The sequence below is a fragment of the Azomonas macrocytogenes genome (genome assembly GCF_014191985.1).
Taxonomy (GTDB): domain Bacteria; phylum Pseudomonadota; class Gammaproteobacteria; order Pseudomonadales; family Pseudomonadaceae; genus Azomonas; species Azomonas macrocytogenes.
Genome location: NZ_JACHXI010000005.1, coordinates 1 through 26,858, shown reverse-complemented (window position 1 = coordinate 26,858; position 26,858 = coordinate 1). Strand labels below are relative to the sequence as shown.

General features: G+C 57.8%; 24 protein-coding genes. 10 read left to right on the top strand and 14 right to left on the bottom strand.

Going from position 1 to position 26,858, the window contains the following annotated elements:
* The first annotated feature begins 22 nt into the window (after window positions 1–22).
* From FHR87_RS06705 to znuB, 3 genes are read left to right on the top strand one after another with little or no spacing between them, the layout of a single operon-like run.
* On the top strand, window positions 23–508 hold the full coding sequence (locus FHR87_RS06705) for a Fur family transcriptional regulator (protein WP_183165951.1): 486 nt from the start codon (window positions 23–25) through the stop codon (window positions 506–508).
* Entirely contained in the window at window positions 505–1,281 is a 777-nt protein-coding gene (znuC, locus tag FHR87_RS06700) for a zinc ABC transporter ATP-binding protein ZnuC (protein ID WP_183165950.1), read from the top strand. Before FHR87_RS06705 ends, znuC begins: the two co-directional genes overlap by 4 nt.
* The gene (gene znuB / locus FHR87_RS06695) at window positions 1,274–2,083 is read left to right on the top strand and encodes a zinc ABC transporter permease subunit ZnuB (RefSeq protein WP_183165949.1); all 810 of its coding nucleotides are present in this window, start codon (window positions 1,274–1,276) and stop codon (window positions 2,081–2,083) included. Before znuC ends, znuB begins: the two co-directional genes overlap by 8 nt.
* Here znuB and FHR87_RS06690 read toward each other — a convergent pair.
* The 3 genes from FHR87_RS06690 to FHR87_RS06680 form a co-directional block, all read right to left on the bottom strand.
* Window positions 2,052–3,548 (bottom strand): DASS family sodium-coupled anion symporter, encoded by a 1,497-nt coding sequence (locus FHR87_RS06690; protein ID WP_183165948.1) that lies wholly within the window; start codon window positions 3,546–3,548, stop codon window positions 2,052–2,054. The genes znuB and FHR87_RS06690 overlap by 32 nt on opposite strands.
* Window positions 3,549–3,724: 176 nt before the next feature.
* Window positions 3,725–5,854: a catalase HPII gene (gene katE / locus FHR87_RS06685; RefSeq protein ID WP_183165947.1), complete on the bottom strand. Its 2,130-nt coding sequence runs from the start codon at window positions 5,852–5,854 to the stop codon at window positions 3,725–3,727.
* Window positions 5,855–6,048: 194 nt separating this feature from the next.
* Window positions 6,049–6,681 carry an SCO family protein gene (locus tag FHR87_RS06680; RefSeq protein WP_183165946.1) on the bottom strand — a complete coding sequence of 211 codons (633 nt, stop codon included), beginning with the start codon at window positions 6,679–6,681 and terminating at the stop codon, window positions 6,049–6,051.
* 412 nt (window positions 6,682–7,093) lie between these two features.
* On the opposite strand from FHR87_RS06680, the gene FHR87_RS06675 reads away from it, so the two are divergent.
* Complete coding sequence (locus FHR87_RS06675) at window positions 7,094–7,276, top strand: hypothetical protein (RefSeq protein WP_183165945.1); 183 nt, start codon at window positions 7,094–7,096, stop codon at window positions 7,274–7,276.
* A gap of 312 nt (window positions 7,277–7,588) precedes the next feature.
* Here the strand turns inward: FHR87_RS06675 and FHR87_RS06670 are convergent, their stop codons facing one another.
* Window positions 7,589–7,864 (bottom strand): YheV family putative zinc ribbon protein, encoded by a 276-nt coding sequence (locus FHR87_RS06670; RefSeq protein ID WP_183165944.1) that lies wholly within the window; start codon window positions 7,862–7,864, stop codon window positions 7,589–7,591.
* Window positions 7,861–9,909, bottom strand: coding sequence for an oligopeptidase A (prlC, locus tag FHR87_RS06665; protein ID WP_183165943.1), 2,049 nt, complete (start codon window positions 9,907–9,909; stop codon window positions 7,861–7,863). The genes FHR87_RS06670 and prlC overlap by 4 nt, the downstream gene beginning before the upstream one ends.
* Window positions 9,910–10,063: 154 nt before the next feature.
* On the opposite strand from prlC, the gene FHR87_RS06660 reads away from it, so the two are divergent.
* From FHR87_RS06660 to FHR87_RS06650, 3 genes are all read left to right on the top strand, one after another.
* Window positions 10,064–10,582, top strand: coding sequence for a gamma carbonic anhydrase family protein (locus FHR87_RS06660; protein WP_246335834.1), 519 nt, complete (start codon window positions 10,064–10,066; stop codon window positions 10,580–10,582).
* 828 nt (window positions 10,583–11,410) lie between these two features.
* Entirely contained in the window at window positions 11,411–13,201 is a 1,791-nt protein-coding gene (locus FHR87_RS06655; protein WP_183165941.1) for a hypothetical protein, read from the top strand.
* A gap of 32 nt (window positions 13,202–13,233) precedes the next feature.
* Window positions 13,234–14,292, top strand: coding sequence for an NAD-dependent epimerase (locus FHR87_RS06650; RefSeq protein ID WP_183165940.1), 1,059 nt, complete (start codon window positions 13,234–13,236; stop codon window positions 14,290–14,292).
* A gap of 194 nt (window positions 14,293–14,486) precedes the next feature.
* Here the strand turns inward: FHR87_RS06650 and FHR87_RS06645 are convergent, their stop codons facing one another.
* The 7 genes from FHR87_RS06645 to FHR87_RS06615 all read right to left on the bottom strand — a co-directional run bounded on the left by FHR87_RS06645 (window position 14,487) and on the right by FHR87_RS06615 (window position 21,117).
* Entirely contained in the window at window positions 14,487–15,821 is a 1,335-nt protein-coding gene (locus FHR87_RS06645; protein WP_420826728.1) for a c-type cytochrome, read from the bottom strand.
* Window positions 15,822–15,833: 12 nt separating this feature from the next.
* The gene (locus FHR87_RS06640; RefSeq protein ID WP_183165939.1) at window positions 15,834–17,621 is read right to left on the bottom strand and encodes a GMC family oxidoreductase; all 1,788 of its coding nucleotides are present in this window, start codon (window positions 17,619–17,621) and stop codon (window positions 15,834–15,836) included.
* 2 nt (window positions 17,622–17,623) lie between these two features.
* Window positions 17,624–18,361: a gluconate 2-dehydrogenase subunit 3 family protein gene (locus FHR87_RS06635; protein ID WP_183165938.1), complete on the bottom strand. Its 738-nt coding sequence runs from the start codon at window positions 18,359–18,361 to the stop codon at window positions 17,624–17,626.
* Between the two features lie 47 nt (window positions 18,362–18,408).
* A complete protein-coding gene (locus tag FHR87_RS06630; RefSeq protein WP_183165937.1) occupies window positions 18,409–18,591 on the bottom strand; it encodes a hypothetical protein in 183 nt (60 codons plus the stop codon).
* 230 nt (window positions 18,592–18,821) lie between these two features.
* The gene (locus tag FHR87_RS06625) at window positions 18,822–19,010 is read right to left on the bottom strand and encodes a hypothetical protein (protein ID WP_183165936.1); all 189 of its coding nucleotides are present in this window, start codon (window positions 19,008–19,010) and stop codon (window positions 18,822–18,824) included.
* Between the two features lie 329 nt (window positions 19,011–19,339).
* Window positions 19,340–19,555 (bottom strand): dodecin, encoded by a 216-nt coding sequence (locus FHR87_RS06620; RefSeq protein ID WP_183165935.1) that lies wholly within the window; start codon window positions 19,553–19,555, stop codon window positions 19,340–19,342.
* A gap of 131 nt (window positions 19,556–19,686) precedes the next feature.
* Window positions 19,687–21,117, bottom strand: a complete 1,431-nt coding sequence (locus FHR87_RS06615) for an aspartate kinase (RefSeq protein ID WP_183165934.1) — start codon at window positions 21,115–21,117, stop codon at window positions 19,687–19,689.
* Between the two features lie 304 nt (window positions 21,118–21,421).
* On the opposite strand from FHR87_RS06615, the gene FHR87_RS06610 reads away from it, so the two are divergent.
* The gene (locus tag FHR87_RS06610) at window positions 21,422–24,259 is read left to right on the top strand and encodes a class I adenylate cyclase (RefSeq protein ID WP_183165933.1); all 2,838 of its coding nucleotides are present in this window, start codon (window positions 21,422–21,424) and stop codon (window positions 24,257–24,259) included.
* A gap of 10 nt (window positions 24,260–24,269) precedes the next feature.
* Here FHR87_RS06610 and FHR87_RS06605 read toward each other — a convergent pair whose 3' ends face one another.
* Both FHR87_RS06605 and FHR87_RS06600 read right to left on the bottom strand, forming a co-directional pair.
* The gene (locus tag FHR87_RS06605; RefSeq protein ID WP_183165932.1) at window positions 24,270–24,992 is read right to left on the bottom strand and encodes a pirin family protein; all 723 of its coding nucleotides are present in this window, start codon (window positions 24,990–24,992) and stop codon (window positions 24,270–24,272) included.
* 44 nt (window positions 24,993–25,036) lie between these two features.
* Window positions 25,037–25,447, bottom strand: a complete 411-nt coding sequence (locus tag FHR87_RS06600; protein WP_183165931.1) for a DoxX family protein — start codon at window positions 25,445–25,447, stop codon at window positions 25,037–25,039.
* Window positions 25,448–25,561: 114 nt separating this feature from the next.
* Between FHR87_RS06600 and FHR87_RS06595 the strand changes: the two genes are divergently transcribed.
* Window positions 25,562–26,464 (top strand): LysR family transcriptional regulator, encoded by a 903-nt coding sequence (locus FHR87_RS06595; RefSeq protein WP_183165930.1) that lies wholly within the window; start codon window positions 25,562–25,564, stop codon window positions 26,462–26,464.
* 251 nt (window positions 26,465–26,715) lie between these two features.
* Window positions 26,716–26,858 (top strand): hypothetical protein (locus tag FHR87_RS19460; RefSeq protein ID WP_183165929.1); only part of this gene is annotated, 143 nt, incomplete at its 3' end.

Sequence of the window (26,858 nt, the reverse complement as noted above, 5' to 3'; positions counted from 1 at the left end):
TTCAGGAGCGTCGTTGCCTGCCATGTCCCAGACTCCCCTCGCCTACACTCCCCATGATCACGACCTGTGTGTGAAGAGTGCGCTGGCCAATGCCGAAGCTATTTGTGTACGCCAAGGTGTGCGTTTGACTGCGTTGCGGCGGCGGGTGCTGGAGTTGGTCTGGCAGAGTCACAAGCCGCTCGGCGCCTACGATATTCTTGCCGTGCTGAGTGAACAGGATGGCCGCCGGGCTGCACCTCCTACTGTCTATCGGGCGCTGGATTTCCTGTTGGAGAATGGCTTGGTGCATCGTATCGCTTCGCTCAATGCCTTCATGGGCTGCGTGCACCCCGAGCATGCTCACCAAAGCCAATTTCTGATCTGTCGTAATTGCCACACGGCCATCGAAATGGAAAGTCAGACAATCAGCGAGGCCATCACTGCGGCGGCCAGGAGCATCGATTTCGTCGTACAGGGCGAAACGGTGGAAGTGATAGGTCTGTGCGCTGCTTGCCGGAAGGCTGTATGAGCGAACTGTTGGCTTCGCTCGAGAACATCAACGTACATTTTTCCGGGCAAACCGTACTGGAAAATGCTGCGCTACGAGTCAAATCCGGTGAGATCGTCACGTTGATCGGTCCCAACGGTGCTGGCAAGACCACCCTGGTGCGCGCTGTGCTCGGTCTGCTCAAGCCACAGAGCGGCAACGTTTGGCGCAAGACGGATCTGCGTATCGGTTACATGCCACAGAAGCTACAGGTGGACGCCAGCATGCCGCTTTCAGTGGAGCGCTTCCTGCGCCTGGTACCTGGTGTAGCACGCACCGGCGCTCTTGATGCCCTAGCCCAGGTTGGTGCCGAGCGAGTCATTGACAGCCCCTTGCAGGGAATTTCCGGTGGCGAACTACAGCGAGTGCTGCTGGCCCGTGCCCTGCTTCGTCAGCCTGAGCTGCTGGTGCTCGACGAACCGGTACAGGGGGTGGATTTCGCCGGTCAGGCCGAGCTCTACCAATTGATCACCCGGTTGCGTGATCAGTACGGTTGCGGCGTGCTGATGGTTTCTCATGACCTGCACCTGGTGATGAATACCACCGACCAGGTGATCTGCCTGAATCGCCATGTCTGCTGTTCGGGGCATCCGGAACAGGTCAGCAACGACCCGGCCTTCGTCGAGCTGTTCGGCCAGGGGGTGCGCAACCTGGCCATCTACCACCATCATCACGATCACACCCATGACCTGCACGGCAGCGTACAGCGGCCACCGGTACAGAGCGACGACTGCAAGGACTGCAAACATGCCTGATTTCCTGCTCAATGCACTGCTCGCCGGATTGGCCCTGGCAGTAGTGGCTGGGCCACTCGGTTCTTTCGTGGTCTGGCGACGCATGGCCTATTTCGGCGACACCCTTTCCCATTCCGCCCTGCTCGGTGTCGCGCTCGGGTTGCTGCTGGGCGTCAGCCCGACCCTGGCAGTAACGGTCGGTTGTGTGCTGCTGGCAGTGCTACTGGTGGCTCTGCAACAACAGCGTTTACTGGCTTCCGATACCCTGCTCGGCATTCTCGCCCACAGCACACTGTCGCTTGGGTTGGTGACCCTGAGCTTCATGCGCGATGTCCGGGTCGATCTGATGGGCTACCTGTTCGGTGATCTGCTGGCGGTGAGCAGCGAGGATCTTGCCTGGATCATTGGCGGCAGCGCCCTGGTACTGACGTTGCTAGTGGTGCTTTGGCGACCGTTGCTGGCAATTACCGTGCATGAGGAACTGGCACGGGTCGAAGGTCTGCCGGTGGCAACGATTCGCCTGGCATTGATGCTGCTGATCGCCGTGGTGATCGCCGTGGCGATGAAAATCGTCGGTGTGCTACTGATCACTTCCCTGTTGATCATCCCTGCTGCTGCTGCCCGGCGCCATGCGCGCAGTCCTGAGCAGATGGCCATTGGTGCCAGTCTGCTGGGCATGCTGGCGGTTTGCGCTGGCCTGTCGCTGTCATGGTATCAGGACACACCGGCCGGGCCTTCCATCGTGGTCGGGGCGGCAGTATTTTTTCTGTGCAGTGCCCTGCTGCCTCGTTTCAGATCCAGCCCAGCCAGCGCCACCAGGTAACGGCGAATAGCAGCATGCTCAGATAGCCGACTAGCGTGATCAGCAGGCCGATCCGGGCGAACTGGCGGGCGTTGAAGGTTTCTGTGCCCAGGCAAACCATGTTCTGCGGCGCATTGATCGGCAGGATGAAGCCGTAGCTGACTACGAAACCGAGCAGCATGGTCATACCCAGTCGGCTGAACTCACCCGGCAGGCTTTGCAGCATGGCGATCAGGATCGGCATCATCGCCGAGGTCAGTGCGGTGGCGCTGGCGAAGCCCAGGTGGATGGCGATCAGGAATGCGGCGAGGATGGCAAAGATCCCCAGCGGGCCGAGCTGGTCGAGTCCGGTATGGGTGATCACCTGGGCGCCCAGCCACTGGCCGGCCTGGGTGGTCAGCAGCACGGTGCCCAGGCTGATGCCAACGCCGAAAACGATTACTGTGCCCCACGGAATGCGGGCCTGCACATCCTTCCAGGTCATGACGCCGAAGCGTGGTAGCAGCAACAGGACCAGCCCGGCGTAGGTCGTGGTAGTGGTATCGAAGCTGTGCAGCTTGCCCTCGGTGGCCCAGCACAGCAGAAGCAGCAGGGATACTGTCAGCAGGCGTTTCTGTGCTCCGCTCATCGACCCCAACTCCTGTAGCGAACGGGCGACTGCTTCCTTGCCGCCGCTGATGGCGTTGGTTTCCGGTGGCAGCAGTTTGACTACGATGAACAGCAGCACACCTGACATCAATATCGCCCAGGGCGCACCAGCGATCAGCCAGTCGATCCAGCTCACCCGCTCGCCGAGCAGTTTGTCCATGAAGCCGGTCAGCAGCAGGTTCTGCGCGGCGGCGGTCTGGATACCGATGTTCCAGATACTGGTGGCCTGAGCGACGATAATCATCATCCCTGCGGCGAAATTCGAGCGTTTTTCTACACCGAATGCAGCGATGATACCCATCATGATCGGCACCACGCAGGCGCTGCGTGCCGTCGCACTGGGCACCACCAGGCTGAGCAGAAAAGTTACCAGGATGGTGCCGCCGAGAATATGCCGCGTACTGGTCCCGACTTTCGAGAGCGTCATCAGGGCGATACGTTTATCCAGGCCCGTATGAGTCATCGCTGCGGAGATGAATAGTGCCCCGGTCACCAGCGCCAGCGCCGGGTTGGCGAAGCCGGTCAGGGCCATGGAGATGGCCGTTGAACTGCCGTAGATCCGCGACGGGTCGTCGATCACCGGTGCGGTACCGACCAGGAAGGCCAGCAGCGTGGTGATCATGATGGCGCTGGCCTCGTAGGATACCGCCTCGGTGATCCAGACGATTACGGCGAAGACCAGAATCGCCAGTACCCGATGACCAGCCACCGGCAGATCGGCCGGCAGCGGTAGCAGCAGGACGCCGACCAGCGCCGCGATGGCCACCAGCAGGCCGACGGGCAACAGGGTTTTAGATGAAGGTCGAGCGGATGATGCGGAACTGACGGTATCAGTCATCGAGCAGGCTCCGTACAGATCGAGGATGGCGGGCGCCTCTTCGCGCAAGAGGCTGCCATCAGCATGTCTGCAATACCTTCGGCAAATGCTGACATGCGTCTATACGAAGTGTTTGCGCTCAGCCTGGCGGCGGCCTCGATTGTCGCAGTCGCCGCCAGGCCCGCCGAGTTATGGACTCAGGCCGGAATCGATTTGATCTTCGGTATGCGCGCCCAGACCCGGTGTTGGGCGATAGCTGTAAAGAAATCCTTCTGCACGGCCTTGGTATCGCTGCCACTGAGCAGGCCGGCATCGGGGTCCAGTTGCAGTACGGAAAGCAGATCCTTCGCCTCGCCGACCAGCGCGATGGCTTTCAAATGCTTATAGGCTTCATACAGATAGTGCTTGGCTGTACCACTACTGGCGAAAGCCTTGGCTGCTTCCGCGCCGCCGGGGACGAACACTGCATCCAGCGCCACCGAAGGCAGGCCATCGGCGGAGGCATCGACTTCCAGGGTCTTGCCGTCGGCCGTCTGCACTGGTGCGGACGTCGGGCCGAGCACCTTGGCATGTGCGCCTTCAGCCTTCAACGCCTGTTGTATCGTTTGCACATCGTCAGCATTGACACCATCGGCAACCAGGATCGCCACCTTGAAGCCCTTGATCTTGCCGGACAGCAGGTTGACCTGACTGAGCGCCGGCGATTTGTCGATGGACAGTTTCTTCGGCGGTACGGTTGGCGCAGTGGGAGCAGGCAAACCCAGATTGGCCGCAACCTTGGCGGCAAGCTCGAGATCGATATTGGCCAGGATTTCATTGACCTGCCGTTCGCGAATCCAAAGCCGCTCGACCTTGCCCAGTTCGAAGCTGTAGGCATCGATCACGTGCTGCTGCTCGGCTTCCGAGAGGCTGTTATAAAACAGCGTGGCCTGGGAGAAATGGTCACTGAACGATGTACTGCGCTCGCGAATCTTGTAGGCATCGATGCGTTCGTGGTAAGTCTCGAAGCCCCCGTCCTGCGCTCCTGGCGGGGTTTCCTTCGGCCAGCCGCCATCAATGGAGTTCGGCTCGTAGGAGGCACGTCCCTTGTCGATGGTGATGCGGTGCTGGGCATCGCGCTGGCCATTATGATTCGGCGCCAGGGGACGATTGATCGGGATCTCGTGGAAATTCGGCCCGCCCAGGCGGCTGATCTGGGTATCGGTATAGGAGAACAGTCGACCCTGCAGCAATGGGTCGTTGCTGAAATCGATACCAGGCACGATATGCGCCGGGCAGAACGCTACCTGCTCGGTTTCGGCGAAGAAGCTATCCGGATTGCGATTCAGCACCAGCTTGCCAATGGGGGTGACCGGGACGATTTCTTCGGGAATGATCTTGGTCGGGTCGAGCAGGTCGAATTCGAACTTGTGCTCGTCTTCCTCCTCGACGATTTGTACGCCGAATTCCCATTCCGGATAGTCGCCGCTCTCGATGGCCTCCCAGAGATCGCGGCGATGCGCATCGGTGTCCTTGCCGGCCAGTTTCTGCGCCTCATCCCAGACCAGCGAACGCACTCCCTGTAACGGTTTCAGGTGGAATTTAACGAACCGCGCCTTGCCCTCGGCATTGATCAGGCGAAAGGTGTGAATACCAAAGCCCTGTATGCTGCGAAAATTTACCGGAATGGCCCGGTCGCTCATGGTCCAGAGCACCATGTGCGCCGATTCCGGCACCAGCGAGACGAAATCCCAGAACGTGTCATGGGCGCTGCCGCCGGTAGGAATTTCATTGTGTGGTTCGGGTTTTACGGCGTGGACGAAGTCAGGAAACTTGATGGCATCCTGAATGAAGAACACCGGCATGTTATTGCCGACCAGATCCCAGTTGCCTTCGTCGGTGTAGAACTTGATGGCGAAGCCGCGTACATCGCGCACCGTATCACCGGAGCCGCGTGGGCCTTGTACGGTCGAGAAGCGCACGAAGATCGGCGTTTTCTGGCCCGGGTCCTGGAACAGCGCTGCCTTGGTCAGCTCGGACTGGCATTCGTAGACCTGGAAGTAACCATGAGCACCGGCGCCCCGAGCATGGACGATACGCTCGGGAATTCGCTCGTGGTCGAAGTGCGTGATTTTCTCACGCATGATGAAATCTTCCAGCAACGAAGGGCCGCGGGCACCGGCCTTCAGGGTGTTCTGGTTGTCAGCAATCTTCACACCCTGGTTGGTACGCAGGGCCTGGCCGGTGGCGTCGGAACGGAATTGTTCGAGCTGTTCCTGCTTCTGGCTGGTATTGGCACGATCGGGCGTATCGGTACCGGCGAGTTCGCTTTTTTTGGAGTTACTCATAATGGCCTCATCAAGCAGTGGGAATGCTTGTGAAACGACCAGAACGAATATTCGTCCTTCATTTCACCATCGATCGTTTCACAGCGCTTGTCTAACGGACCCGCACACGGTGATAAACGTTTCATCGATCGTGATTCATGGATCATCCTTGGCGATGATCCATGTCCATCCAGAATACTTGGATGCGGCTGAAATCAACGGCTCAGCAATAGGCGCGGTAATTCCTCGGTCAGTTTGGCAACGTTCAATGGCGCCCGGATGAAGCCGCGCAGGGTTCCGTCCGGGCCGATGAGCGCCAGATTGCCACTGTGGTCCACGGTGTAGTTTTCCGTCCGGGTATCACCTGGAATGAAGGGGATGCCGAGCGTGTTGGACAGCGTCTGGATATTGGCCGGGTCGCCGGTCAGGCCAATGAATTCGGGGCTGAAGAAAGCCAGGTATTTCTTCAGTTGTTCCGGCGTGTCGCGCTTGGGGTCGACACTGACCATGACCACGCGCATCTGCTGGCGGTCGCGTGCGGACAACTGGCTGTCGAGCTTGCGTAGTTCGGCCAGGGTCGCCGGGCAGATGTCCGGGCAGAAGGTATAGCCGAAGAACACCAGTGTCCAGCGGCCTCGCATTTCATTGACTGTAATCTGCTGGCCGTCCTGGTTGATCAGGGCCAGGGGTGGAATTTCGCGGCTCTGTGGGAGCAATACGATACCGGCGGATAGCAGTGCTTCCTGGTCAGGCTTCCGATTGACGCTCATCATCTGATAGAACGTCAGCGCGGTTACTGCAACCAGTAGTACACCAAAGAGATAGAGACTTTTTCGAGGAGTTTTCATGGGGGATGCTGCCTTAATAATCACGGAATCAACGGCAAATAGTGATCGACTGGCGATGCGATGAATAGTGCAAACAAGCGGTAAATGCCAAGGCGTATGGTCAGCCGCACCGCTCTCCTTGCTTTCTCATGCGTGTAGCGCTTGTGGAGTGCTCGCTACGCTTCTTTCTTCCCAGGCCGTGAATCTTCGGTGCAGCCAGGATCTGATCTAGCTCCAGGCCTCGACGTGCGCACCCCCGATAATTCTCAACTCCTTGCTGGGCAGTTTTATGGGCTCTTTAACTGCATGTTTGTCCTGGAACCGTATCCGCTCATCCGATATCTGGTATTTCGCTGAAACTCCTGTTTTGTATCTTTTCCAATGAGAACGAAGCTGTTTTTACTCAATGGATGGATGAAAGGAGGGCTTTGAAATGACCAATTACAGCGGTATCCCGCCGAAAAAAGATCTCGATCAGAAAAATGCGCTGAAAAATAAGCCATTACCGGTCGATCAAGAGTCCAGTACAAGCCTGGATAACAAGAGCATACCTTTCGATACGAGCGGTATTTCGAAAGATAAAGTGGTTCATGACAAAAAAAATCGGACCAGTTAACGATTTGTCTGGTCGACTCGATCACTCGATTTCGGTATCCGAGGCCCCGATACCGAGTTTCCGCTCTTTGCCATAGCCTTGCGTCGCAGCACGTTGCTTCGGAGTCTCGCTCATTCGCTCCAAACCTGCATCAGCCGCCCAGACTATTTGGCAAGTTTTGCTGCCTGAAAGCAGGTCCTCCCTCTTCTGCACGCTTTCCTTTCGGTCTTTTTCTTGATGCTTTCTGCGGTAACCGGACAAGATTTCTCTATCACCAACGAAAATGCCCACATCGCTGGATGATATGGGCATTTTTGTCGTTATCGGGAAAATCTATTTATCCACTTTCTTCAGCTTGGCATTAGGAAAGAACTGGATGGATTGCACGGTGGTATTGACCGGCTTCAGCGGAATCCGGTTGACCCGCGTATCCAACTCGTTGGGCACGGCGTTGCCCTGTTCGTTGAGGGTATCGCTGTAGCCGCAGGCGACGCATTCGCGATGCGGTACTTCATCCACGTTCCACATCTTTACGCTGTCCGCCGCGCTGCAGGCCGGACAGGTTGCGCCGGCGATGAAGCGTTTCGAGGTTACCCTGGGTTCGCTCATGCGGCCTCCGCGGTCAGGCCGAGGTGGCGCAGCAAGGCGTCGATGGATGGCTCACGGCCACGGAAATCGACAAACAGAGTCATCGGCTCTTGGGATCCGCCACGCGCCAGGATGGCTTCGCGGAAGTCGTGCCCGGTTTGTGGGTTGAACACGCCCTCCTCTTCGAAGCGCGAGAACGCATCGGAGGACAGTACTTCGGCCCATTTGTAGCTGTAGTAACCCGCCGCGTAACCGCCGGAAAAAATGTGTGCAAAGCTGTTGGGGAAGCGGTTATTGACCGGCGGGCGCATCACCGATACTTCGTTGCGCACGCTTTCGAGTACTTGCAGCACGCTACGGCCGTCGCCATAGGTAGCATGCAGCTCGAAGTCGAACAGAGAGAACTCCAGTTGGCGCACCATCATCATGCCGGACTGGAAGTTTTTTGCCGCGAGCATGCGTTCGAGGGTGTCAGCCGGCAAGCTTTTTCCGGTCTGGTAATGGCCGGAAATCAGGGCGAGGCCGTCCGGTTCCCAGCACCAGTTCTCCATGAACTGGCTGGGCAGTTCCACCGCGTCCCAGGCCACGCCGTTGATGCCCGAAGCGCCGATATGTTCGACCCGGGTCAACAGGTGATGCAGGCCATGGCCGAATTCGTGGAACAGTGTCGTGACTTCGTCGTGGGTCAGCAATGCCGGACGCTCGTCCACCGACGGAGTGAAATTGCAGATCAGGTTGGCTACCGGGCTGTGCAGCTTGCCGTCGCTGCTGCGCCATTTGTCACGTACGCCATCCATCCAGGCACCGCTGCGTTTGTTGGCCCGGGCATAGAGATCAAAGAAGAAACGGCCGACATGCTCGCCGTGCTCGCGGATTTCGAACAGGCGCACATCCGGGTGCCAGCGATCGAAATCTTCCAGTTCGTGGATTTCGATGCCATAGAGCCGCCGCACGATGCCGAACAGCCCGGAAAGTACCTTGTCGATAGGGAACCAGGCACGCAGTTCTTCCTGGTTCAGGCTATAGCGGCTCTCGCGTAGTTTTTCGCCGTAGTAACCGACATCCCAGCTCTGCAATTCGGCCAGGCCCTGCTCGGCGGCGAAGGCACGCAGTTCGGCCAGATCCTGTTCGGCGAAGGGTTTGCTGCGCCTGGCCAGATCACGCAGGAAGCTGAGCACCTGATCGGTGGATTCGGCCATCTTGGTCGCCAGTGACAATTCGGCGTAACTGGCATGGCCGAGCAACCTGGCCAGCTCCTGGCGCAGGTCAAGGATTTCTTCCATCACCGGTCCATTATCGAATTGTCCGGCGTTGGGGCCCTGGTCCGAAGCGCGAGTGGAATAGGCAATATAGACCTCTTCGCGCAGGCTGCGGTTGTCGGCGTGGGTCATCACCGCATAGTAGCTGGGGAATTCCAGGCTGATCAGCCAGCCATCCAGTTCCTTGGCCTTGGCGGCGTAGGCCATCTGAGCCTTGGCCGAATCGGGCAGGCCGGCAAGCTGGCTTTCGTCGGTAATGTGCCTGGTCCAGCCTTGGGTCGCATCCAGCAACTGGTTGGAAAACTTGCTACCCAGTTCGGCCAGTTTCATCTGGATGGCGCCGAAGCGTTGTTGCTCGGCCGGTGGTAGGTCGATACCGGACAGGCGGAAATCGCGCAGCGAATGTTCCAGGATGGTTTTTTGCGCCACGTCGAAGCTGGCCTGTTCCGGTCCTTCCGCCAGGGCTTTGTAGGCTTCGAACAGGGCACGGTTCTGCCCCAGTTCGGTGTAGTAGGCGGACAGTTTGGGCAGGCAAGCCTCGTAGGCCGCGCGCAGTTCAGCGCTGTTACACACCGAGTTGAGATGGCTGACTGGACTCCAGGCTCGGGAAAGCCGCTCATTCAGGGCATCCAGCCCGACGACCAGTGTCGCCCAGTCCAGGCTTGCAGCCGGACGCTCCAGCAGTTGCTGCAGGGCAGTACGGTTGTCCTCGAGGATGGCATCGATGGCCGGCTCCACATGTTCCGGGCGGATCGCGGAATAAGGCGGCAGATCGAAATCTTGCAAGAGGGGATTGTTCGCGCTCACGGTTCACCTTGACGAAGACGGGTTTATCGATATGACTGCGGCAGACGGAAAGGCTCCGCTGCTTTATTGCAGTCCATATGGGGCCATTCTAGGAAGAATTCATCCTTGTCACAGCAAAGAGGTTTCTATCGTGGCGATTCGAACGTTCGAGGGTATGGTCCCGCAATTGGGCGAACGGGTATTTGTCGATGTATCGGCAGTCGTTCTGGGCGATGTGAAGTTGGGCAACGATACCTCGGTGTGGCCCATGGCGGTCATTCGTGGCGATATGCATCGCATCCATATCGGTGCCCGCTGCAGCATTCAGGATGGCAGCGTCCTGCACATCACCCATGCCGGTCCCTACAAGGCGGAAGGCTTTCCGCTAAACCTCGGCGATGAGGTAACCGTCGGCCATCAGGTAACGCTGCATGGCTGCACCATCGGCAATCGCGTCCTGGTCGGGATGGGCACCATCGTATTGGACGGCGCAGTGATCGAGGACGAGGTGGTGATCGGCGCCGGCAGCCTGGTGCCGCCGGGCAAGACGCTGGCAAGCGGTTACCTTTACGTCGGCAGCCCGGTGAAACAGGTGCGCCCGCTGACGGAAAAGGAATTGGCGTTCTTCAGATACACCGCCAGTAACTACGTAAAGCTGAAGGACCGGTATCTGGCGGAAGGTTACGCGCGGTGATGATAAGTAGCCTGTTTGGTTGATTCGATTGGCCAATTGCGGCGTTCGTGGTGCCAATACGGCGTTGCCACTGTTCGCCATATGCTTGCTATGACTCCTTGTGACGCCGGAGTCCGTATCCAAACTGGAATTAACCAATAACCACACAAGCCTCTAGCAGCCCAGCCATGGGCGAACCCTATCTTGATTCTGGTGTACTGAAAAATTAGCAGTACGCCATTTCTAGGCCTATTTCGAATGTACTGCGGTGAGTACGAACTCAATATATTGGTTTTTAGCTCCCGTTAAATACCGTTGATAAATCAATAAAAGATAAATCAAATTTCTTTAAATATAAATTATACTTTATAAATCAATAGCTTATATTGGTCTTAGAATTTTAGTGTACTGGTCGAATAGTTGATTGCTTGAACCAGCAATCCGATTGGTCGAAATTCTTTTGTGATTTGCTGGTTTTTATCCCGGCTTTTAACGTCGATAAGATATGTATTTCATGGTACGTAATATTTTTGCTGATTTCTGATGGCTGTGCTTCATCGTCCCTGTAATCGACTACGGTAACCTTGTTTTCCGGCAGGTCATGGATGGCACCGAGCTGGCTCGGTTTTTACTGCACCTACAATTTCCTGAACTGTCTGCAGCCGGTTGTACGTGAATGCAGAGATGCCATGCCTCTCGTCAAACCACTGTGCCAGGTCCATCATCGCGTAACGCGAACGCCACTAATGGAAGCGGAAAGCTGCCGTGAAGCAGCCGCATTATCTCGAGCGATTGGATATATCCCCGTTCTATCCTTTTTTCTCTTCGATCTGCCGGAGACGACATGTCATGCCTGCTAGCCTGAATAACTGGTCGCTGATGCTGCCGGTCACTGCCCTGCTCTATCTGTTGATAGTGATCGTTGCGCAGTTTTGCGGAGTCATGCTGGCGGCCATGCCGCCGCTGGAAATCTCCAGCGATCTGCTGCGTTCGCTGGGGCTGGCCTTCGCGGTTTTCCAGCTTGTCAGCAGATGGAGCAATCTGCTGGTCCGCCGGCAGTGGCTGATGGGGTGTGCGGGCATGCTATTGATCTGGTGCGCCGAGACGGCTGTCGATACGCTGGATTACCGGGGATTCTTCTTCATTTTCCTGATCATCCTGGCCTGGGTGCTGGCTACCGTCCTGTTGTTTCGCTGTCTCCTGCTCTATCTGAGCCACTATCCGATTGAGACGCTTCTGTGGGTCGGCGTCGTTGCCCAGGTTGTCATGTCGCTGGCCTGGATCGGCAACGGGCTGCTCGATGGCCTGCAATCCAGCCTGCAGGCAGTGATCGACAGTTGCAGCATGACCGCCCTGCTCGCCTACAGTCTGGCCATGGTCCTGGCGCGCTTGTCGCGGATGGATGTCCATGCCACCTGCCACAACCGGTTACAGCGCTGGGCAAAGGCGACAGATCCGGTTCGCGTGCCTGTGCGAATCTGCTTTCCTTTCATTGCTCAGGTTCATCAGATCTTCCATTCCCTGCCGATCGCGGTTGCCCTGGCGCAGCGCTATCCGGACATGGAGGTACATCTCGCCGGGTTTGCGCAGAATCTACGCTTCGCTCGCCGGCTGATCGAAGAACGGGTCGGTCCGGTACCGTTGCATTACGATCACCTGTATCGCCCCTGGTCCGCCTGGATTCGCAACCGGGATCGGTTGGTCGGCAGCAAGAAGCGGGTTCTGCGCGCCAACCAGCTGTACTTTTCCGGTTTTGATGCATTGGTGACGCCCGAACGGACGTCACTGTATCTGCGCGAGATCTGTCCATCGAGCCTGAAACTGATCGGTACCAAGCACGGCGCTGGTGATCGTGCGGTAGCCTATGCTCCGGAGCTGGCGTTTTTCGATTTTCTGCTGCTGCCTGGCAATAAGGAGGCCAGTCGCCTGCTCGAATTAGGCTATACGGCGCCTGGCCGCTTCGCTGCCGGTATTTATGCCAAGCTTGATTGGATCACGCTGCAACATGGTAACCGGCCGCGGTTGTTCGATAACGACCGGCCGACCGTGCTCTACAACCCGCATTTCGAACAAGAGCTATCGTCCTGGCCGCTGGTTGGCCGCCAGGTGCTCGATTACTTTGCCCAAAGCACTGGTTACAACCTGATCTTTGCCCCGCATATCCGCATGTTTGATCCACCGACTCCGGAGAAGTACGCGGCCTTGTGCGAATATCAGCGTTATCCGCACATGCTCATTGACCTGGGTAGCGATCGTTGCGTCGATATGACCTATACCCTGGCGGCGGATATCTACATCGGCGATGTCAGCAGTCAGGTGGTCGAGTTCGTCACCCGGCCCCGGCCCTGCATCTTCCTCAATCCGCGCAACGTTGCCTGGCAGGATGATGTGCACTATCGCTTCTGGAACCTCGGCCCGGTGGTGACCGATATTGCTGATTTGGACAAGGTCATCGACGAGGCGGTCCGGCACTATCAGGATTTCGAACAGCGCCAGCGTGATTACCTGCAGGCAACCCTTGGCCTGATTGAGCCAGGCCAGAGCGGCGCGCGTGGGGCGGATGCGATTGTCGGATTTCTCCGGCAAATCGGCGCGGGGGAAATTGAAAGTCGCCAGGATACTCAGCAGCGCCGAGCCTGAGCAAAGCGGTTTTATCTTTTTCGAGGCAGTTTATGAACGTATTGGTTACCGGTGTTGCCGGTTTCATCGGTTTTCATGTAGCCCGGCTGCTGCTGCAGCGTGGCGATACCGTGGTCGGCATCGATAACGTCAATGACTACTACGATCGCAACCTCAAGCGTAGCCGCCTGGCCCTGCTGGAGCTGATTGCCGGCAAAGATAAGGACGCAGGAGCCTTCCACTTCATCGAAGCCGATATCGCCGACAGCGCTGCTGTGGACGATGCATTCGGGCGCCTGCCATTCGACCGAGTCATCCACCTTGCCGCCCAGGCCGGCATACGCTATTCGCTGGAAAATCCACGTGCCTACATGCAGAGCAATCTGGTGGGATTCACCCATATCCTCGAGGCCTGCCGGGACCACGAAATCGCCCATCTGGTCTACGCCAGCACCAGCAGTGTCTATGGTGCCAATACCAGCATGCCGTTCAAGGAAGAACATCGCGCCGATCATCCCCTGCAATTCTACGCAGCGACCAAGCGCGCCAACGAGCTGATGGCGCACAGCTACAGTCATCTGTTCGATCTACCCACCACCGGCCTGCGCTTTTTCACCGTCTACGGTCCCTGGGGGCGGCCCGACATGGCCTTGTTCCGCTTCGTGGATCGCATCTACAAAGGCGAGACCATTGAGGTCTACAACTACGGCGACCACTTCCGGGATTTCACCTATATCGACGATATCGTTACCGGCATTCTGCTCGCCACGGACAATATCGCCCGGCCCGACCCGGCTTGGGATAGCGCGAATCCGAATCCGGCCACCAGCCATAAACCTTATCGCTTGTTCAATATCGGTTGCGGCTCGCCGGTGAAACTCAGTGAATACATCGGCGTGATCGAAAAATGCCTGAACAAGAAGGCGAATGCCCGCTACCTGCCCAGACAACCTGGCGATGTCCACGGGACCTTCGCCGACTGCAGCAGATTACAGGATGCCTTTGGCTATCAGCCGTCCATTTCCGTAGAGCTGGGCGTTTCCCGATATATCGAGTGGTATCTGGATTACTACGTGAAGCGGATGGAATTGCAGACGTATCTGTTGCGCTGAGCAGGGCCGCTGGGTAGCTGTCGATACTTGCACCGCTATCGGGAAAGGATGCTTGCGGCTGAACTATTCGTGATGAGGGATGGCACGGTCCGCGCCATTTTGAGCAATCGCTCGGAGAGCGGAGCTTTTCGCACCGGGATGTTCACCCGATGCGAAAAGACCGTGGTAATGGCCGTTTAGCAGGTCACGGCTGGTTAGTGGTGGGTTGCAGCAGCCGCTTCAGCGGAGCCGGAAACCCAGCCTATATCAGTGCCGGAGGTCGTACGGTTACCGTTGTTGCGCAGTTTGGCGACGGCCTTGGCAGCAACCGGTGTACCTTGGTTACCCCAACTGGTACGAATGAAGCTGATCACGTCGGCCACCTGCTCGTCCGTCAACCGCCAACCGAATGGTGGCATCACGATGGTCGACGGCGCGTGATTGAGACCCGGCAAGGTGCCGCCGCTCAGCACGATATGGATCAACGAGGTCGGATCATCCGTTTGCAGGACCGGGTTGCCCGCCAGCGCCGGGAATACCCGCTCATAACCTTGGCCATCGGTACGGTGGCAGGCTGCACAGTTGTCGACATAGATCGCTGCACCACGAGCACTGTCATCCCCTTTCCACAGCGCCTCGGCAATCCGGACATCGGCCTGGAAGGGCTTGTCGTTCGGGTCCTTGGCCGGTAGCGATTTCAGATAGCGGGCCATGGCGATAAGGTCGGCATCGGTCATGTATTGCAGGCTGTGCTCGACGACATCGGTCATGCCACCGAAGACCGCGGTATTCGGCGTACGGCCGGTTTTGAAGAACTGCACCAGTTGCTCTTCGCTCCAACTGCCGAGGCCATCCTTGTGATCGCCGCGCAGGTTCTTGGCGATCCAGCCTTCCAGTGGTGCGCTACCGGCAAGAAATTCATCACCGTCGGCTGGCGACAGGGCCTTCTCCTGCATGGTGATGGCCCTTGGTGTATGGCAGGCGCCACAGTGACCCAGGCCTTCCACCAGGTAGGCGCCACGGGTGATGATCGGATCCTGCCCTGGGGTGGGTTGGAAATCCGCCACTTTCGGCGCGAACAGCGTACGCCAGATCGCCAATGGCCAGCGCATGGACAACGGCCAGGGGATTTCGCTATCCAGGTTAGCTTGCGGCACTGGCTCGACGCCTTGCATGAAGTAGGCATACAGCGCGCGCATGTCGGTTTCCGTCACGCTGGCATAGGAGGGATAGGGCATGGCCGGGTAGAGTGTGCTGCCCGATTTGGCTACGCCATGGCGCACAGCCTTGTCGAAGTCTTCGTAGCTGTAGCTACCGATGCCGGTTTCCTTGTCCGGTGTGATATTGGTGGAGTAGATGATGCCGATCGGTGTTTCCATCGGCAGGCCGCCCGCGAACGGCTTGCCGCCTTTCGCGGTGTGACAGGCCACGCAATCGCCGGCCCGTGACAGATATTCGCCTTTGCTCACCAGGTCGGCATCGTTTACTTCGCGAGCCATTGCCGGCAGTGCGAACAGACCCAGGGCCAGGGCGGAGAAGAAAGTTTTCACGACAGCTCCTCCTTATGCCTGTACCAGCGGGCCGGGATTTTTCAGGTATTGCTCGCGGATTGCACGAGCCGACCAGTAGGTCAGTGCCGCCACCAGGCCGGTGGGGTTGTAGCCCAGACCTTGCGGGAAGGCTGATGCACCGGGCACGAAGACATTGGGTACATCCCAGCTCTGCAAGTACTTGTTCACCGCACTGGTCTTCGGATCGGTGCCCATGATCGCGCCACCGTTGAGGTGTGTGGTCTGGTAGCTGGCGGTATTGAAGTGGCTGCCAGCCCCCTTGACCGATACCTTGAGGGCCTTGGGATTCATCGCCTCGGCGATCTTCTTCATCTTTTCCACCATGAACTGGGTCATCCGCAGATCGTTTTCCTTCCAGTCGAAGGTCATGCGCAGAAGCGGCTGGCCGTAAGCGTCCTTGTAGGTCGGATCGAGATCCAGATAGTTGTCGCGATAGGACTGATGCGCGCCGTGGGCGTCCATCGACAACTGATGGGTGTAGTAATCGGCGGCTGCGGCTTTCCACTGGCTGCCCCACTCCGGCGTACCGGGCGGGTTGTTGATGCCGGCGATGGGCCGGGTGCCAGCCTGGTTGACCCAGAATGGCGAACCACCGACGAAGCCGTGCGGGCCATGGTCGAAGTTATCGGCGTTGAAATCGTCCACCGCCACACCGTTGCCGCCGGCCCCGATAAAGGGGTTGGTATGGTGGGCGTCCTTGTCGAAATAGGCTTTGATGGTCGCCATGTTCTGGTAGGCGAAATTCTTGCCCACGACACCTTCGCCGGTCTTCGGATCGTAGGGCTTGCCGATACCGGAAAGCAGCATCAGGCGCACGTTATGGAACTGGAAGGCGCTGAGGATCACAAGATCCGCCGGCTGCTCGATTTCCTGGCCCTGAGCGTCCACGTACGTCACCCCGGTAGCGCGGCGCTTGTCGCTGTCGAGATTGACCCGCAGCACATAGGCGTTGGTACGCAGCTCGAATTTCGGCTCCTGCTTGAGGGCTGGCAGGATATTCAGATTCGGCGACGCCTTGGAATACATGTAACAGACATAGCCGCTGCAAAATCCGCAGAAGTTGCATGGGCCCATCTGCGCGCCATAGGGGTTGGTGTAAGGGCCGGATGTGTTGGCCGAAGGCAGGTTGTACGGGTGATAACCTACCTCTGTCGCCGCTTTCTGGAACAACTGGGCCGAGATGGTATTTTTCTGTGCCACCAGAGGGAAATCGGTGGAACGGTCAGGCGCGAACGGATTGCCCCCTTTACCTTCGCCAACATTCTTGCCGTTGATGGTCCAGGCCGTGCCGGAGGTGCCGAACACCTTCTCGGCGAAGTCGAAATACGGCTCCAGCTCTTCGTAGGTCACGCCGAAGTCCTGGATGGTCATGCCTTCCGGGATGAACTTCTTGCCGTAGCGTTCCTCGTAATGGCTGCGCATACGCAGTTCCACCGGATCGACCCGAAAATGCACGCCGGACCAGTGCACGCCCGCGCCTCCCACGCCGTTACCGGGCAGGAAGGCACCCAGTTGGCGATTGGGCAGGGCCACGTCGTTGACGCCGTGGCGAATGGTGACAGTTTCCTTGGAAATATCTTGGAAGAGCTTGCGGCGGATGTTGTAGGTAAGCTCGTCGATTACCTGCGGATAGGAGCCTTCCGGGTAGGTATCCTGCATCGGTCCGCGTTCCAGGGCCACGACATTGAGCCCCGCCTCGGTCAATTCCTTCGCCATGATCGCGCCGGCCCAGCCAAAGCCGACGATCACCGCATCGGCCTTTTTCATCGAAGTTGCCATCTTTATGCCCTTTCTCCGCGAATGGAAACCGGTGGGAAGGGATAACGCTCGTCACGCTCCACCCAATCCATGAAATCGGCGCGAGCGCCGGGGAAGTTGATCAGTTTCCAGCCGACCATGTTCTTGTTGCCGCCATGCATGGGGTCGCAGAAAAACCCTTCCTTGGTGTTTTGCAGCAACTGGGTGAAAAAGGTTTTCGCCGGCAGTTGTTCGAAGGCGACCTTGCCCGACTCGAACTGCTTGAGCGCCGCGTCCTGAGTCGCTGCATCGAGCTGGGCAAAGAGCTTGCCGTGTTGCTGATGGCACCAGTTGTCCGCCGCCGCGATACCCAGGCGATAGACTTCCTTGGGTGACAGCTTGAGCTGATAGCCAAATTCCGGCGCTGCGTTGGCATTGAATGGTCCCTGCATGTACCACAGCGAGCCATTGGCATACGAAGTGCCCATCTGCCGGTCGATATACTCCGGCACTCCGGCCTCGATCGCCCCCGGCCCGCGTTCGTCGGTGGGAATCAATCGCGCTACGGCGGCATGCAGGAACGTCCACTCCTCAGCCGTGAAATAACTGGGTTCGTAGTGTGACGCAGGGGCGGCAGGCTTGTTCGCGTCGTGCTTTGCACTCGATTCCTGCGCTGATAGGGGGCTGGCAAGACTAGCGCCAGCCAGGGTGACAACGGGAATCAGCGTCAGGGATTTACGCAGGAAATCCCGCCGTTCGTTGGGACTGTCTTCGTTAGACATGATTACTCCAGATTCAGGCTAATTGACCACGTTATTGAAAAGGCCGGTCATACCGTGCCGTTCGTTCTCATAGCACCATCGCCAGCAGCAAAATAAACACCGGAGCAAGCACTGGCAGGCTGGTTGCCGGTATTCGCCATGACTGCAGCCACCAGCCTGGAAAACAGGGTGGTCATGCTCGGCGCGAGCGGGATGACCAGCAAAAACGCATCGTGAGACATAGCCGGCATGGGAGCCTCCTGACTTGTCTTTGTTATGGGGCTTGGTACTGAAGGTGCGGAAATGGGGTAGCGCTGTCTAAGAACCTGTTCAAAGTCTGCTGCGCGTTGGCCATACCGCGTTGAAAATGCCTTCGGAATGCTCATTTACTACTTACTTGTAAACTCGTACGCGAGCCCGGTCCGCTTCCTCAGCCATTTTCGCCTTGTCTGGCCTTAGCTCGCGAGACTTTGAACAGGCTCTAAACGCAGCCGAGAGACGCTCCAGTATCGGGAGCGCCGTCGCCTATCCTGGCATTAGCGTGCGGGCTGGGGCGGGTGTCACCCCTTATGGCGGTAACGTTGCCGAGTTGGCAGATGGCTTGGGCGACGTTGGGTGTAACGCAGCCGACAACGCCCATGATCACGAACGCATTGATAGATGCAGCCATAAAATACCTCACTACGGCTTGGATAGCGCTGTCTTCACGGCAGTGCAATAAACAGTTCTATCGTTGCTCTCTGGGTGTGATTGCTTTTGTAGCCATCTTGAGCGACTACAAGCAGCATTCATACGCAATCGGCTTTATTGAATCTGATTAATTCCATTGAGATAGCGCTATCTTAATGGTTGAGTTTTTTGTTTGGCAAGACTTCTTCTTCGCATACCAGACAGAAGAGCTTGTCGGAACGGCAGGAATGCGGGATGAGGCGGGTGGTCAGCGAGATATTGCGGACGGAGCCGTGCCAGGTTCGTCCGCAATTGAAGTGCAGGGGTTTTTCAGTGATCGTTCAGGCGAAAGCCAAGCTTCAGCCCTACCTGGAAATGCCCGACCTTGCCGTTCTCGATATGGCCGCGGATTTCGCTCACCTCGAACCATTCGAGATTTTGCAGGGTCTTCGAGGCTTCGGTGACGGCATTCTGGATCGCGTCGGCCACGCTGGTACGCGAGGAACCGACGACTTCGACTTTCTTGTAGATGTGATTATCCGACATGACTTTCTCCGGTTTGCGGGTAGGAACTCTTGATTGAGTCCGAGAAAGCCGTCGTTAAGTTCAGCCCGCTTGAATAACCCGATGATTCGGCGGAGCGGCCCGAATATCCACAGGCCGGTCCGCGTCTGCCTTCAGGCCATGGCGATCACACTGCCGTGGTTTTCCGGTTCGATCAGTGCTCGATGCAAGGCGGCGACCGCAGCGGCGTAGTCTTCGCCATTGACCACCAACTGCATTTCCACTTGGCGGATCGACTGGTGTACCGCCTGTACGCTGATACCTGCTTCGGCCAGCGCCGCCGTGGTACGGGCCAGAATGCCCTTGACCTTGAGATCGGAACCAATCGCCGAAACCACGGCAACGTTATGCACCGTCACTTCGGCAGCCGGATAGCGTTCCTCAATCAGCCGTGCGGCACGGTTGATCAGCTTGAGCGAGCCACAGACGTAATAGGTGATGCTGTTGGCGTCCGTATCCTTGTTCATCACGTACAGTTTGAGCTGCTTGAGCAGTGAGGACATGTCGATGTCGTAGCCGATGTCGCCGAGCATGTCCTGGTCGAATACCTCGATGCCGAACACATCCTTGCGCCCGGCGATGATTTCTACGCATGGCTTGCTGCTGCGATAGGACTGGCTGATCAGAGTGCCGGCATGCTCTGGTTCGAAGGCGTTCTTGATCCGCAGCTCGACGCCGGCGCGGCGCAGGGTCTTGGCTGCGCGCGGGTGGATGGCTTCCATGCCGAGATTGGAGAGTTGGTCGGCGACGTCGTAGTTGGTGCGGCCGATGGTAACCACCTTATCCACGCCGACCAGGTTCGGGTCGGCGCTGCTCAGGTGGAATTCCTTGTGGATGATCGCCTCGCGCGCGCCGGTGGCGGCGGCGATCTGGGCAAAGGTGATCTCACTGTAGCCACGGTCGAAGGTACTCATCAGCCCTTCGCTGCAGTGGGTGTAACCGGTGGCCACGGCCAGTTCGCGAGAGAGATCGAGATCCGCGAACGAGGTCTTGATCATCTCGTCGAATGGCAGCGGCGTGGCGCAGTGCCAGCCGGTCAGATCGACCAGTCGGGCATTGATATCGCGTTGACGCAACGCCAGCATAGTATTGAACGCGCTGTGCGCCTCGCCAAGCGAAGCGAGCATCTCACGCACCTTCTGCAGATGTTCGCTAAGCTGGAAATGCCCGTAAGTGCAGAGCCGCTGCAGGCTGTGCATGCAGTGGCGAGCATCGTCGATCCGTGTCTCGATGAAGCGGTCGGCCTGCTGGCGCTCGGAACCGGCAGGGAATAGCTCTGCATTCTTGTCGAGCATGCACTGGCGGACCTTTTCCAGCGCGGCAAGCCAGCTTTCCTCGTTGCGGGTTTCGGCGAACCGCTGATAGACGCCAGCCTCGCCGCTCTTCTTGTGTTCCAGCAGCAGGTTGGTCATGCCTGCGTAGGCGGAGACGACGAAGATGCGCTGATACAGTTCGTTGCCTCGGCGTGGGCCGACGAAGATGTTGTCGAGCAGTTCCTGAAAGCGGCTCATGGACGTGCCGCCGATCTTTTCTACAGTATGCATGGGGTGGTCGTTTTCCGGATGCAAAGGGTCGTCCCTGGAAATCGCGGCAGCCTGAAGAATGTCGTCGGCCACGTGTGCAATGAGGTCGGGTGGTATTGTCTACTATCGTCACGCGAACGAAAGCACGCTTGGAGATTATACGGGCCAAGGCTGTTGTCCTGAACTGCTGGCTCGAATCGACCGTTCGTGAATTCGTTCTGGTCAGGTTGCATCACGCAGTTTAAGTGGATTTTCCTTGCCATGGGTCAATCTTCCGGTTCCTTTTCGGCCAGTACTCTGGGATGCCTATGCTTCGAGCTTCTCCATGATTAATCGCCTGGAATTGCATCCGGCGCTTGAGGACGAGATCGACCGAGCCACTCTCGATCAGCTTCGCGAGCGCTTTTTCAGAGTAAATACCGGACGCCTGGCGCGCGCGCTGCAAGGCCTGTCGTGCCGCCAGCAGCAGGTGATCCGCTTGCTGCCACTGCTGTTGCACGTCAACCATCCGTTGTTTCCCGGCTATATCGATGCATCCACGCCGGCCGGCGTGGATGATTTCGAACCGCCTGCCGAAATTCTCAACGAGGCTCGTAACCTGGATCAGGTTTTTGCCGGCGGCATCGATGACAGCATGCTTCAAGATGACCATCGACCAAGGCAGATCTACGGTGTCTTTCTGATGGGTAGCCTGGGCACGTTGGCCCAGGCTGAGCAGAGCGATCTGGATGTCTGGGTTTGCCATGCTTCGCATTTGCCTCAGGCAGCCCTGATGAAGCTGGAACGCAAATGCGAGGGGTTGACCGCCTGGGCCGCGAGCCAAGGCGCCGAAGCGCATTTCTATCTGATCGACCCGGAACATTTTGCCCAGGGCAAGGGCAGCAAAAGCCTGAGCTCCGAACATTGTGGCAGCAGCCAGCACTATCTTCTGCTCGACGAGTTCTACCGCACGGCGATCTGGCTGGCCGGGCGTACTCCGCTCTGGTGGCTGGTGCCGGCGAGCGAGGAGCATCGTTACGAGGAATATGCCGGCCTGCTGCGGCAGCGCAATCTGCTGCGTGCCAATGAAATGCTGGATCTGGGGCATCTGGGGCGGATACCGCCTGGCGAATTTCTCGGGACCGGTCTCTGGCAACTGTACAAAGGGATTCGCTCCCCTTACAAGGCGCTGATCAAGCTACTGCTGACGGAGGTCTATGCCAGCGAGTATCCCGGGGTGGAATGCCTTGGACTGCGCTTCAAACTGGCTGTGCAAACCAACTGCCTGGATCTGAATGAACTGGATCCATACCTGATGCTTTACCGGCGGATCGAGGAATATCTTTACCGCCGCCAGCAACCGGAACGCCTGGAGTTGGTCCGGCGCAGCCTGTATCTCAAGGTAAGCCGGCAGCTCGATCGGCCATCGACCGATTCGGGTTGGCCACACGACGTCCTGACGCAACTGATCGCCGAATGGGGTTGGAGTGCGCAGCAACTGGCACAGCTCGACAATCGCGCTTGCTGGAAGGTTGACGAAGTCAGCCGTGAGCGACGCAAACTGGTCAACGAGCTGATTTACAGCTTTCGCTTTCTCAGCCAGTTCGCCCGCCAGCAGCAGGCCAAAAGCCCGTTGGACAATCGTGACCTGAGCATCCTTGGCCGGCAACTGTATGCCGCCTTCGAGCGCAAGGCCGGCAAGGTGGAATTCGTCAACCCCGGGATTTCCCCGAACATGGCCGAGCAGGCGCTAACCCTCGCCTGTGACCGAGACGCTAATGGCGAGGTTCTGTGGGTGCTGTATCGCGGCGACTTGAGCCTGCATCAGTGCGCTGATGCTGCCTCTCTCAAGCGTTCGCGAGAGCTTGTTGCACTGCTTGCCTGGTGTCATCGCAACGGTGTGATCGATGCCGGAACCCGGATTACCTTGCATCCGGGCCACAGTGATGTCGATGAGAATGAGCTGCAGTACCTGTTGCACAGCCTGCACCAGGCACTGCCAATGCCGCTCAGGGGGATTGACGAAGAAGCACTGCTGGCTGCCAGCGCGCCGCGCCAGGTCCTGCTGCTGGCCAATGTCGGGTACGGCAGACAGGCGCTTGCGGCAGAAGATTGCAGCGTGGCAGGGAACTGCATCCTGTCGCTCGATCAGTTGACCCTGAACAGTTGGAACGAACTGATGGTGTTCCGCTACGAAGGCCCATGGGTGCTGATGGACTGCCTGCGTGAATACCTTATCAATCTGCCGCCGCAGCAGGATGCCTGGCCGAGCTTGACGCTGAAAATGGGTTACCACTTCTGTAATGCCCTGCAGGCCAACTCCCGGCGCATCGAAGAAATCTTTCTCGATGTCCAGGGCCGGCTGGCCAGCGATCCTGGTTGTCGCTACCTGATCCGTCAACAGGAACGCTTCTGCCTGATCAAGCTGCAGCCCGGACAGATCCGGACCATCTACCTGAACGATCAGGCAGCCTTGCTCGAATACCTTGGAGCACCGCGGCAGCGCTGGAGCCAGCTGTATCTTGCCCCCCAGACTCTGGCGGAACAGGACTTGGAAGCGATCCTTGGCCATGGCCGGGCCGGTCACTTGCAGGTCTTCTACCGTATTGAAGGCAAGCAGGCCCAGATCAGTGTGCTCGACGAATACAACACCCTCTGGCGTCAACGTCTGCCGTTTCGTGATGAACATAGCCTGCTGACGCCTCTGTGGCGTTTTCTGCAGTCCTTGTTGTTCCGGCGTGCTGCCCAATTGCCGCTGGATATGGACAATAGCGCCGACGAACTCGATCTGGTGTGCTACGAAGTCGTACGCAACGGCTCTGAACATACTGTTCGTCTCGAACGACGCGACCCACCGGCGCTAGGGCTCGACGATGGTTTCTACGATGTACAGGCCATTGTCGAACCCGGCGAGGACAGCCAGGATCAGGTCACCCTGTACTGTAACCAGAGTGAATTCTCACAACTGGAATACGGCGACAAGCTCTATGCTGCGGTGGCTCAACACATTCTTGCCCGTCGCCGGCAGGCCGAGCGCTACCCTTGCTATCTTACCGACCTGGATATCTCGGCCTTGCAGAACGAATACCGGGTACAGACAGTGCAATACCTGCATTACAAGTCCCGCCTGGAAGACTCCCTCAACGCGGCGTTGGAGAGCTCTGTCGGCGGGCTTGAGTACTGACTGGCTGCACTCATTCCATGCGCGGTAGTTCGTTCGGACGCAGATCGAACACCAGCACCTCGGCTTGTTCACCCGCTTCGACAGCTAGCTGTCCACCCTGCCGGATGCGTAGCCCATCACCGGCTTCCAGTCGCTGGCCGTTGACTGTCAAGGCACCACGAGCCAGGTGCACGTAGATATAACGCTGCGCTGCGACCGTCAGACTGGCTTTTTCCTCGCCATCGAACAGACCCGCGTAAATCCGGGCATCTTGATTGATTACCAGCGAACCCTGTTCGCCGTTCGGCGAGATCACCAGGCGCAAGCGACCGCGCTTGTCTTTGGCAGAAAAATGCGCTTGCCGATAATCCGGCTGTAACCCGTTGACTGCTGGCACGATCCAGATCTGCAGGAAATGCACTGGTTGCGTAGCTGATGCGTTGTATTCACTGTGAGTAACGCCGGTTCCGGCCGTCATCAACTGCACATCGCCAGAGCGGATCACCGAGCCGTTACCCATGCTGTCCTTGTGCTCCAGCTCACCATCGAGCACATAGGAGAAAATCTCCATGTCTCGATGCGGATGGCGACCGAAACCCTGGCTTGGTGCAACGCGATCATCGTTGATTACCAGCAGATCAGAGAATCCCACCTGTTCGGGATCGTAATAAGAAGCGAAGGAAAAGCTGTGACGCGAGTGCAGCCAGCCGTGATCGGCTTTGCCGCGGTCGGCGGATTTGCGTAATTCGTTCATGATGAAATCTCCGGCAAGGCCCGGCCGAGACCGGGCGACAGCATTCAAGCGAGCGCAACACGACGGCTGCGATAGATATCCAGACTCAACGCGCCACCACCGTGAATCGCCAGTTGCAGCAGCCCGCCAGCGATCGCCAGGTTTTTCAGGAAATGGATGAGCTGATTCTGGTCGCCCAGCTGGTTATGAAAAACCAGCGCCGTCGCCAGGCTGAAACCAGCCATCACGGCTGCTACGAAACGGGTGCGGTAGCCAACCAGCAAAGCCGAAGCAAAACCCAGCTCAATCACCAATGCCGCGATCAGGGCCAAGGTGGGAAACGGCATGCCGGTGCTGCCGATGTAGCCAAGCGTAGCGTCCGGTGCCGTAACCTTGGCGAACCCGCTGACGAGAAACAGTGAACTCAACAGAGCGCGGCCGGTAAAGGTTGTGGTGTCGTTGATGGTGAAAGGCATATCTGTCTCCTGGTCGGTAAGGATGATGTGTGTAGCCAGTGAGCACAGATTACTGTCTCTTTATTTTTCGATTAAGATGTCTGATAGCGTAATATTGTCTACTTGAGGAAGACAATGAACCAGCTCGAAGATATGCGCCTGTTCGTTACCGTTCTGGATTGCGGTAGTTTCACCGCGGCAGCCGAAGCCCTGGGTCTATCCAAGCAACTGGTCAGTCGGCGCTTGATGGCGCTGGAAGCGCGGCTGGGGGTGCGCCTGCTCAATCGCTCGACACGTCGGCTGGCAGTTACACCACTGGGCCAGGCTTACCAGGAGCGCGCCCGGCAGATCATTAAGGACGTAGACGAGGCCGAGCAGGCCATTTCCCTGCAGCAGGCAGTACCGCGTGGCGCCTTGCGCCTGTCGGCACCGATGTCCTTTGGTACCTTGCACCTGAGCACCCTGTTGCCGGGATTTCTCGAACGTTATCCAGACATTTCCATCGAGCTGGATCTGAATGATCGCATGGTCGATCTGCTCGACGAGGGCTACGACATGGCCATACGGATCGGTATTCTTCCCGACTCCGCTCTGATCGCCCGCGCGCTTGGCGCCTCGGAAATGGTCACCTGTTGCAGCCCCGGCTACCTCGATCACCACGATGCACCCAAAACACCGGTGGATCTGCGCGAGCATCAATGTCTACTCTACGGCCACAGCAAGGCGGTGGACTGGCTCTACTGGTGCGATGGACGTCCCGAACGTATCGCCGTGCGCGGCCGTTATCGCGTCAACAACGGTGAATTGGTGCGCGACGCTGCCGTCGCCGGGCTTGGCCTGGCGGTGCTACCGACCTTCATCGTTGCATCACAATTGGCTGGTGGGGAACTGGTGACGGTGCTCGATACCTTTCGCCCGCCGCCGACGAAGATCTACGCGATCTACCCGCAGCATCGCCAGGCGTCGTTGCCGATCCGGGTGTTCAGCGACTATTTGTACGATGCGCTGAACGCCCGGCCATGGACGAATCCGGCATGACTGTCGGAAAAAATTATCTTGCCGAGCTTTTCGATACCGCTCGCTAAAAATATGTGGCTAAATGAAGCATTGATGAAACGTTTCATCATGTGGTTGGGCATGAGCGCTGTGATCGTTACCTCCCGGCAGGAAGCTGCTGATAGGTAAGCCCATCAAGTATTTTATTGCTATTACTGAATAAATCCTGATGAAAAGCTTTTCCTTCTGCTCTCGTCGATCTAACTTTGGTAGAAAACAAAAAGATTACCTATATGACCATTCCTCACGAACCTTGTGTTTTCACGCTCTTCGGAGCCCTGGGAGACCTGGCCCTACGCAAGCTGTTTCCTTCCCTCTATCAACTCGATCGCGCGAACCTGCTGCACCCGGACATGCGCATCCTCGCCCTGTCCCG

Bases quoted from the DNA above. Each gene is read 5' to 3' on its own strand.
- znuC (WP_183165950.1), top strand. From the start codon at position 505: ATGAGCGAACTGTTGGCTTCGCTCGAGAACATCAACGTACATTTTTCC.
- FHR87_RS06690 (WP_183165948.1), bottom strand. From the start codon at position 3,548: ATGACTGATACCGTCAGTTCCGCATCATCCGCTCGACCTTCATCTAAA.
- FHR87_RS06630 (WP_183165937.1), bottom strand. From the start codon at position 18,591: ATGCCGGCTATGTCTCACGATGCGTTTTTGCTGGTCATCCCGCTCGCG.
- FHR87_RS06650 (WP_183165940.1), top strand. From the start codon at position 13,234: ATGAACGTATTGGTTACCGGTGTTGCCGGTTTCATCGGTTTTCATGTA.
- FHR87_RS06640 (WP_183165939.1), bottom strand. From the start codon at position 17,621: ATGGCAACTTCGATGAAAAAGGCCGATGCGGTGATCGTCGGCTTTGGC.
- FHR87_RS06625 (WP_183165936.1), bottom strand. From the start codon at position 19,010: ATGGCTGCATCTATCAATGCGTTCGTGATCATGGGCGTTGTCGGCTGC.
- FHR87_RS06680 (WP_183165946.1), bottom strand. From the start codon at position 6,681: ATGAAAACTCCTCGAAAAAGTCTCTATCTCTTTGGTGTACTACTGGTT.
- FHR87_RS06600 (WP_183165931.1), bottom strand. From the start codon at position 25,447: ATGCCTTTCACCATCAACGACACCACAACCTTTACCGGCCGCGCTCTG.
- FHR87_RS06675 (WP_183165945.1), top strand. From the start codon at position 7,094: ATGACCAATTACAGCGGTATCCCGCCGAAAAAAGATCTCGATCAGAAA.
- FHR87_RS06655 (WP_183165941.1), top strand. From the start codon at position 11,411: ATGCCTGCTAGCCTGAATAACTGGTCGCTGATGCTGCCGGTCACTGCC.
- FHR87_RS06635 (WP_183165938.1), bottom strand. From the start codon at position 18,361: ATGTCTAACGAAGACAGTCCCAACGAACGGCGGGATTTCCTGCGTAAA.
- katE (WP_183165947.1), bottom strand. From the start codon at position 5,854: ATGAGTAACTCCAAAAAAAGCGAACTCGCCGGTACCGATACGCCCGAT.
- FHR87_RS06595 (WP_183165930.1), top strand. From the start codon at position 25,562: ATGAACCAGCTCGAAGATATGCGCCTGTTCGTTACCGTTCTGGATTGC.
- FHR87_RS06605 (WP_183165932.1), bottom strand. From the start codon at position 24,992: ATGAACGAATTACGCAAATCCGCCGACCGCGGCAAAGCCGATCACGGC.
- FHR87_RS06670 (WP_183165944.1), bottom strand. From the start codon at position 7,864: ATGAGCGAACCCAGGGTAACCTCGAAACGCTTCATCGCCGGCGCAACC.
- FHR87_RS06615 (WP_183165934.1), bottom strand. From the start codon at position 21,117: ATGCATACTGTAGAAAAGATCGGCGGCACGTCCATGAGCCGCTTTCAG.
- FHR87_RS06660 (WP_246335834.1), top strand. From the start codon at position 10,064: ATGGTCCCGCAATTGGGCGAACGGGTATTTGTCGATGTATCGGCAGTC.
- FHR87_RS06705 (WP_183165951.1), top strand. From the start codon at position 23: ATGTCCCAGACTCCCCTCGCCTACACTCCCCATGATCACGACCTGTGT.
- FHR87_RS06610 (WP_183165933.1), top strand. From the start codon at position 21,422: ATGATTAATCGCCTGGAATTGCATCCGGCGCTTGAGGACGAGATCGAC.
- znuB (WP_183165949.1), top strand. From the start codon at position 1,274: ATGCCTGATTTCCTGCTCAATGCACTGCTCGCCGGATTGGCCCTGGCA.
- FHR87_RS06620 (WP_183165935.1), bottom strand. From the start codon at position 19,555: ATGTCGGATAATCACATCTACAAGAAAGTCGAAGTCGTCGGTTCCTCG.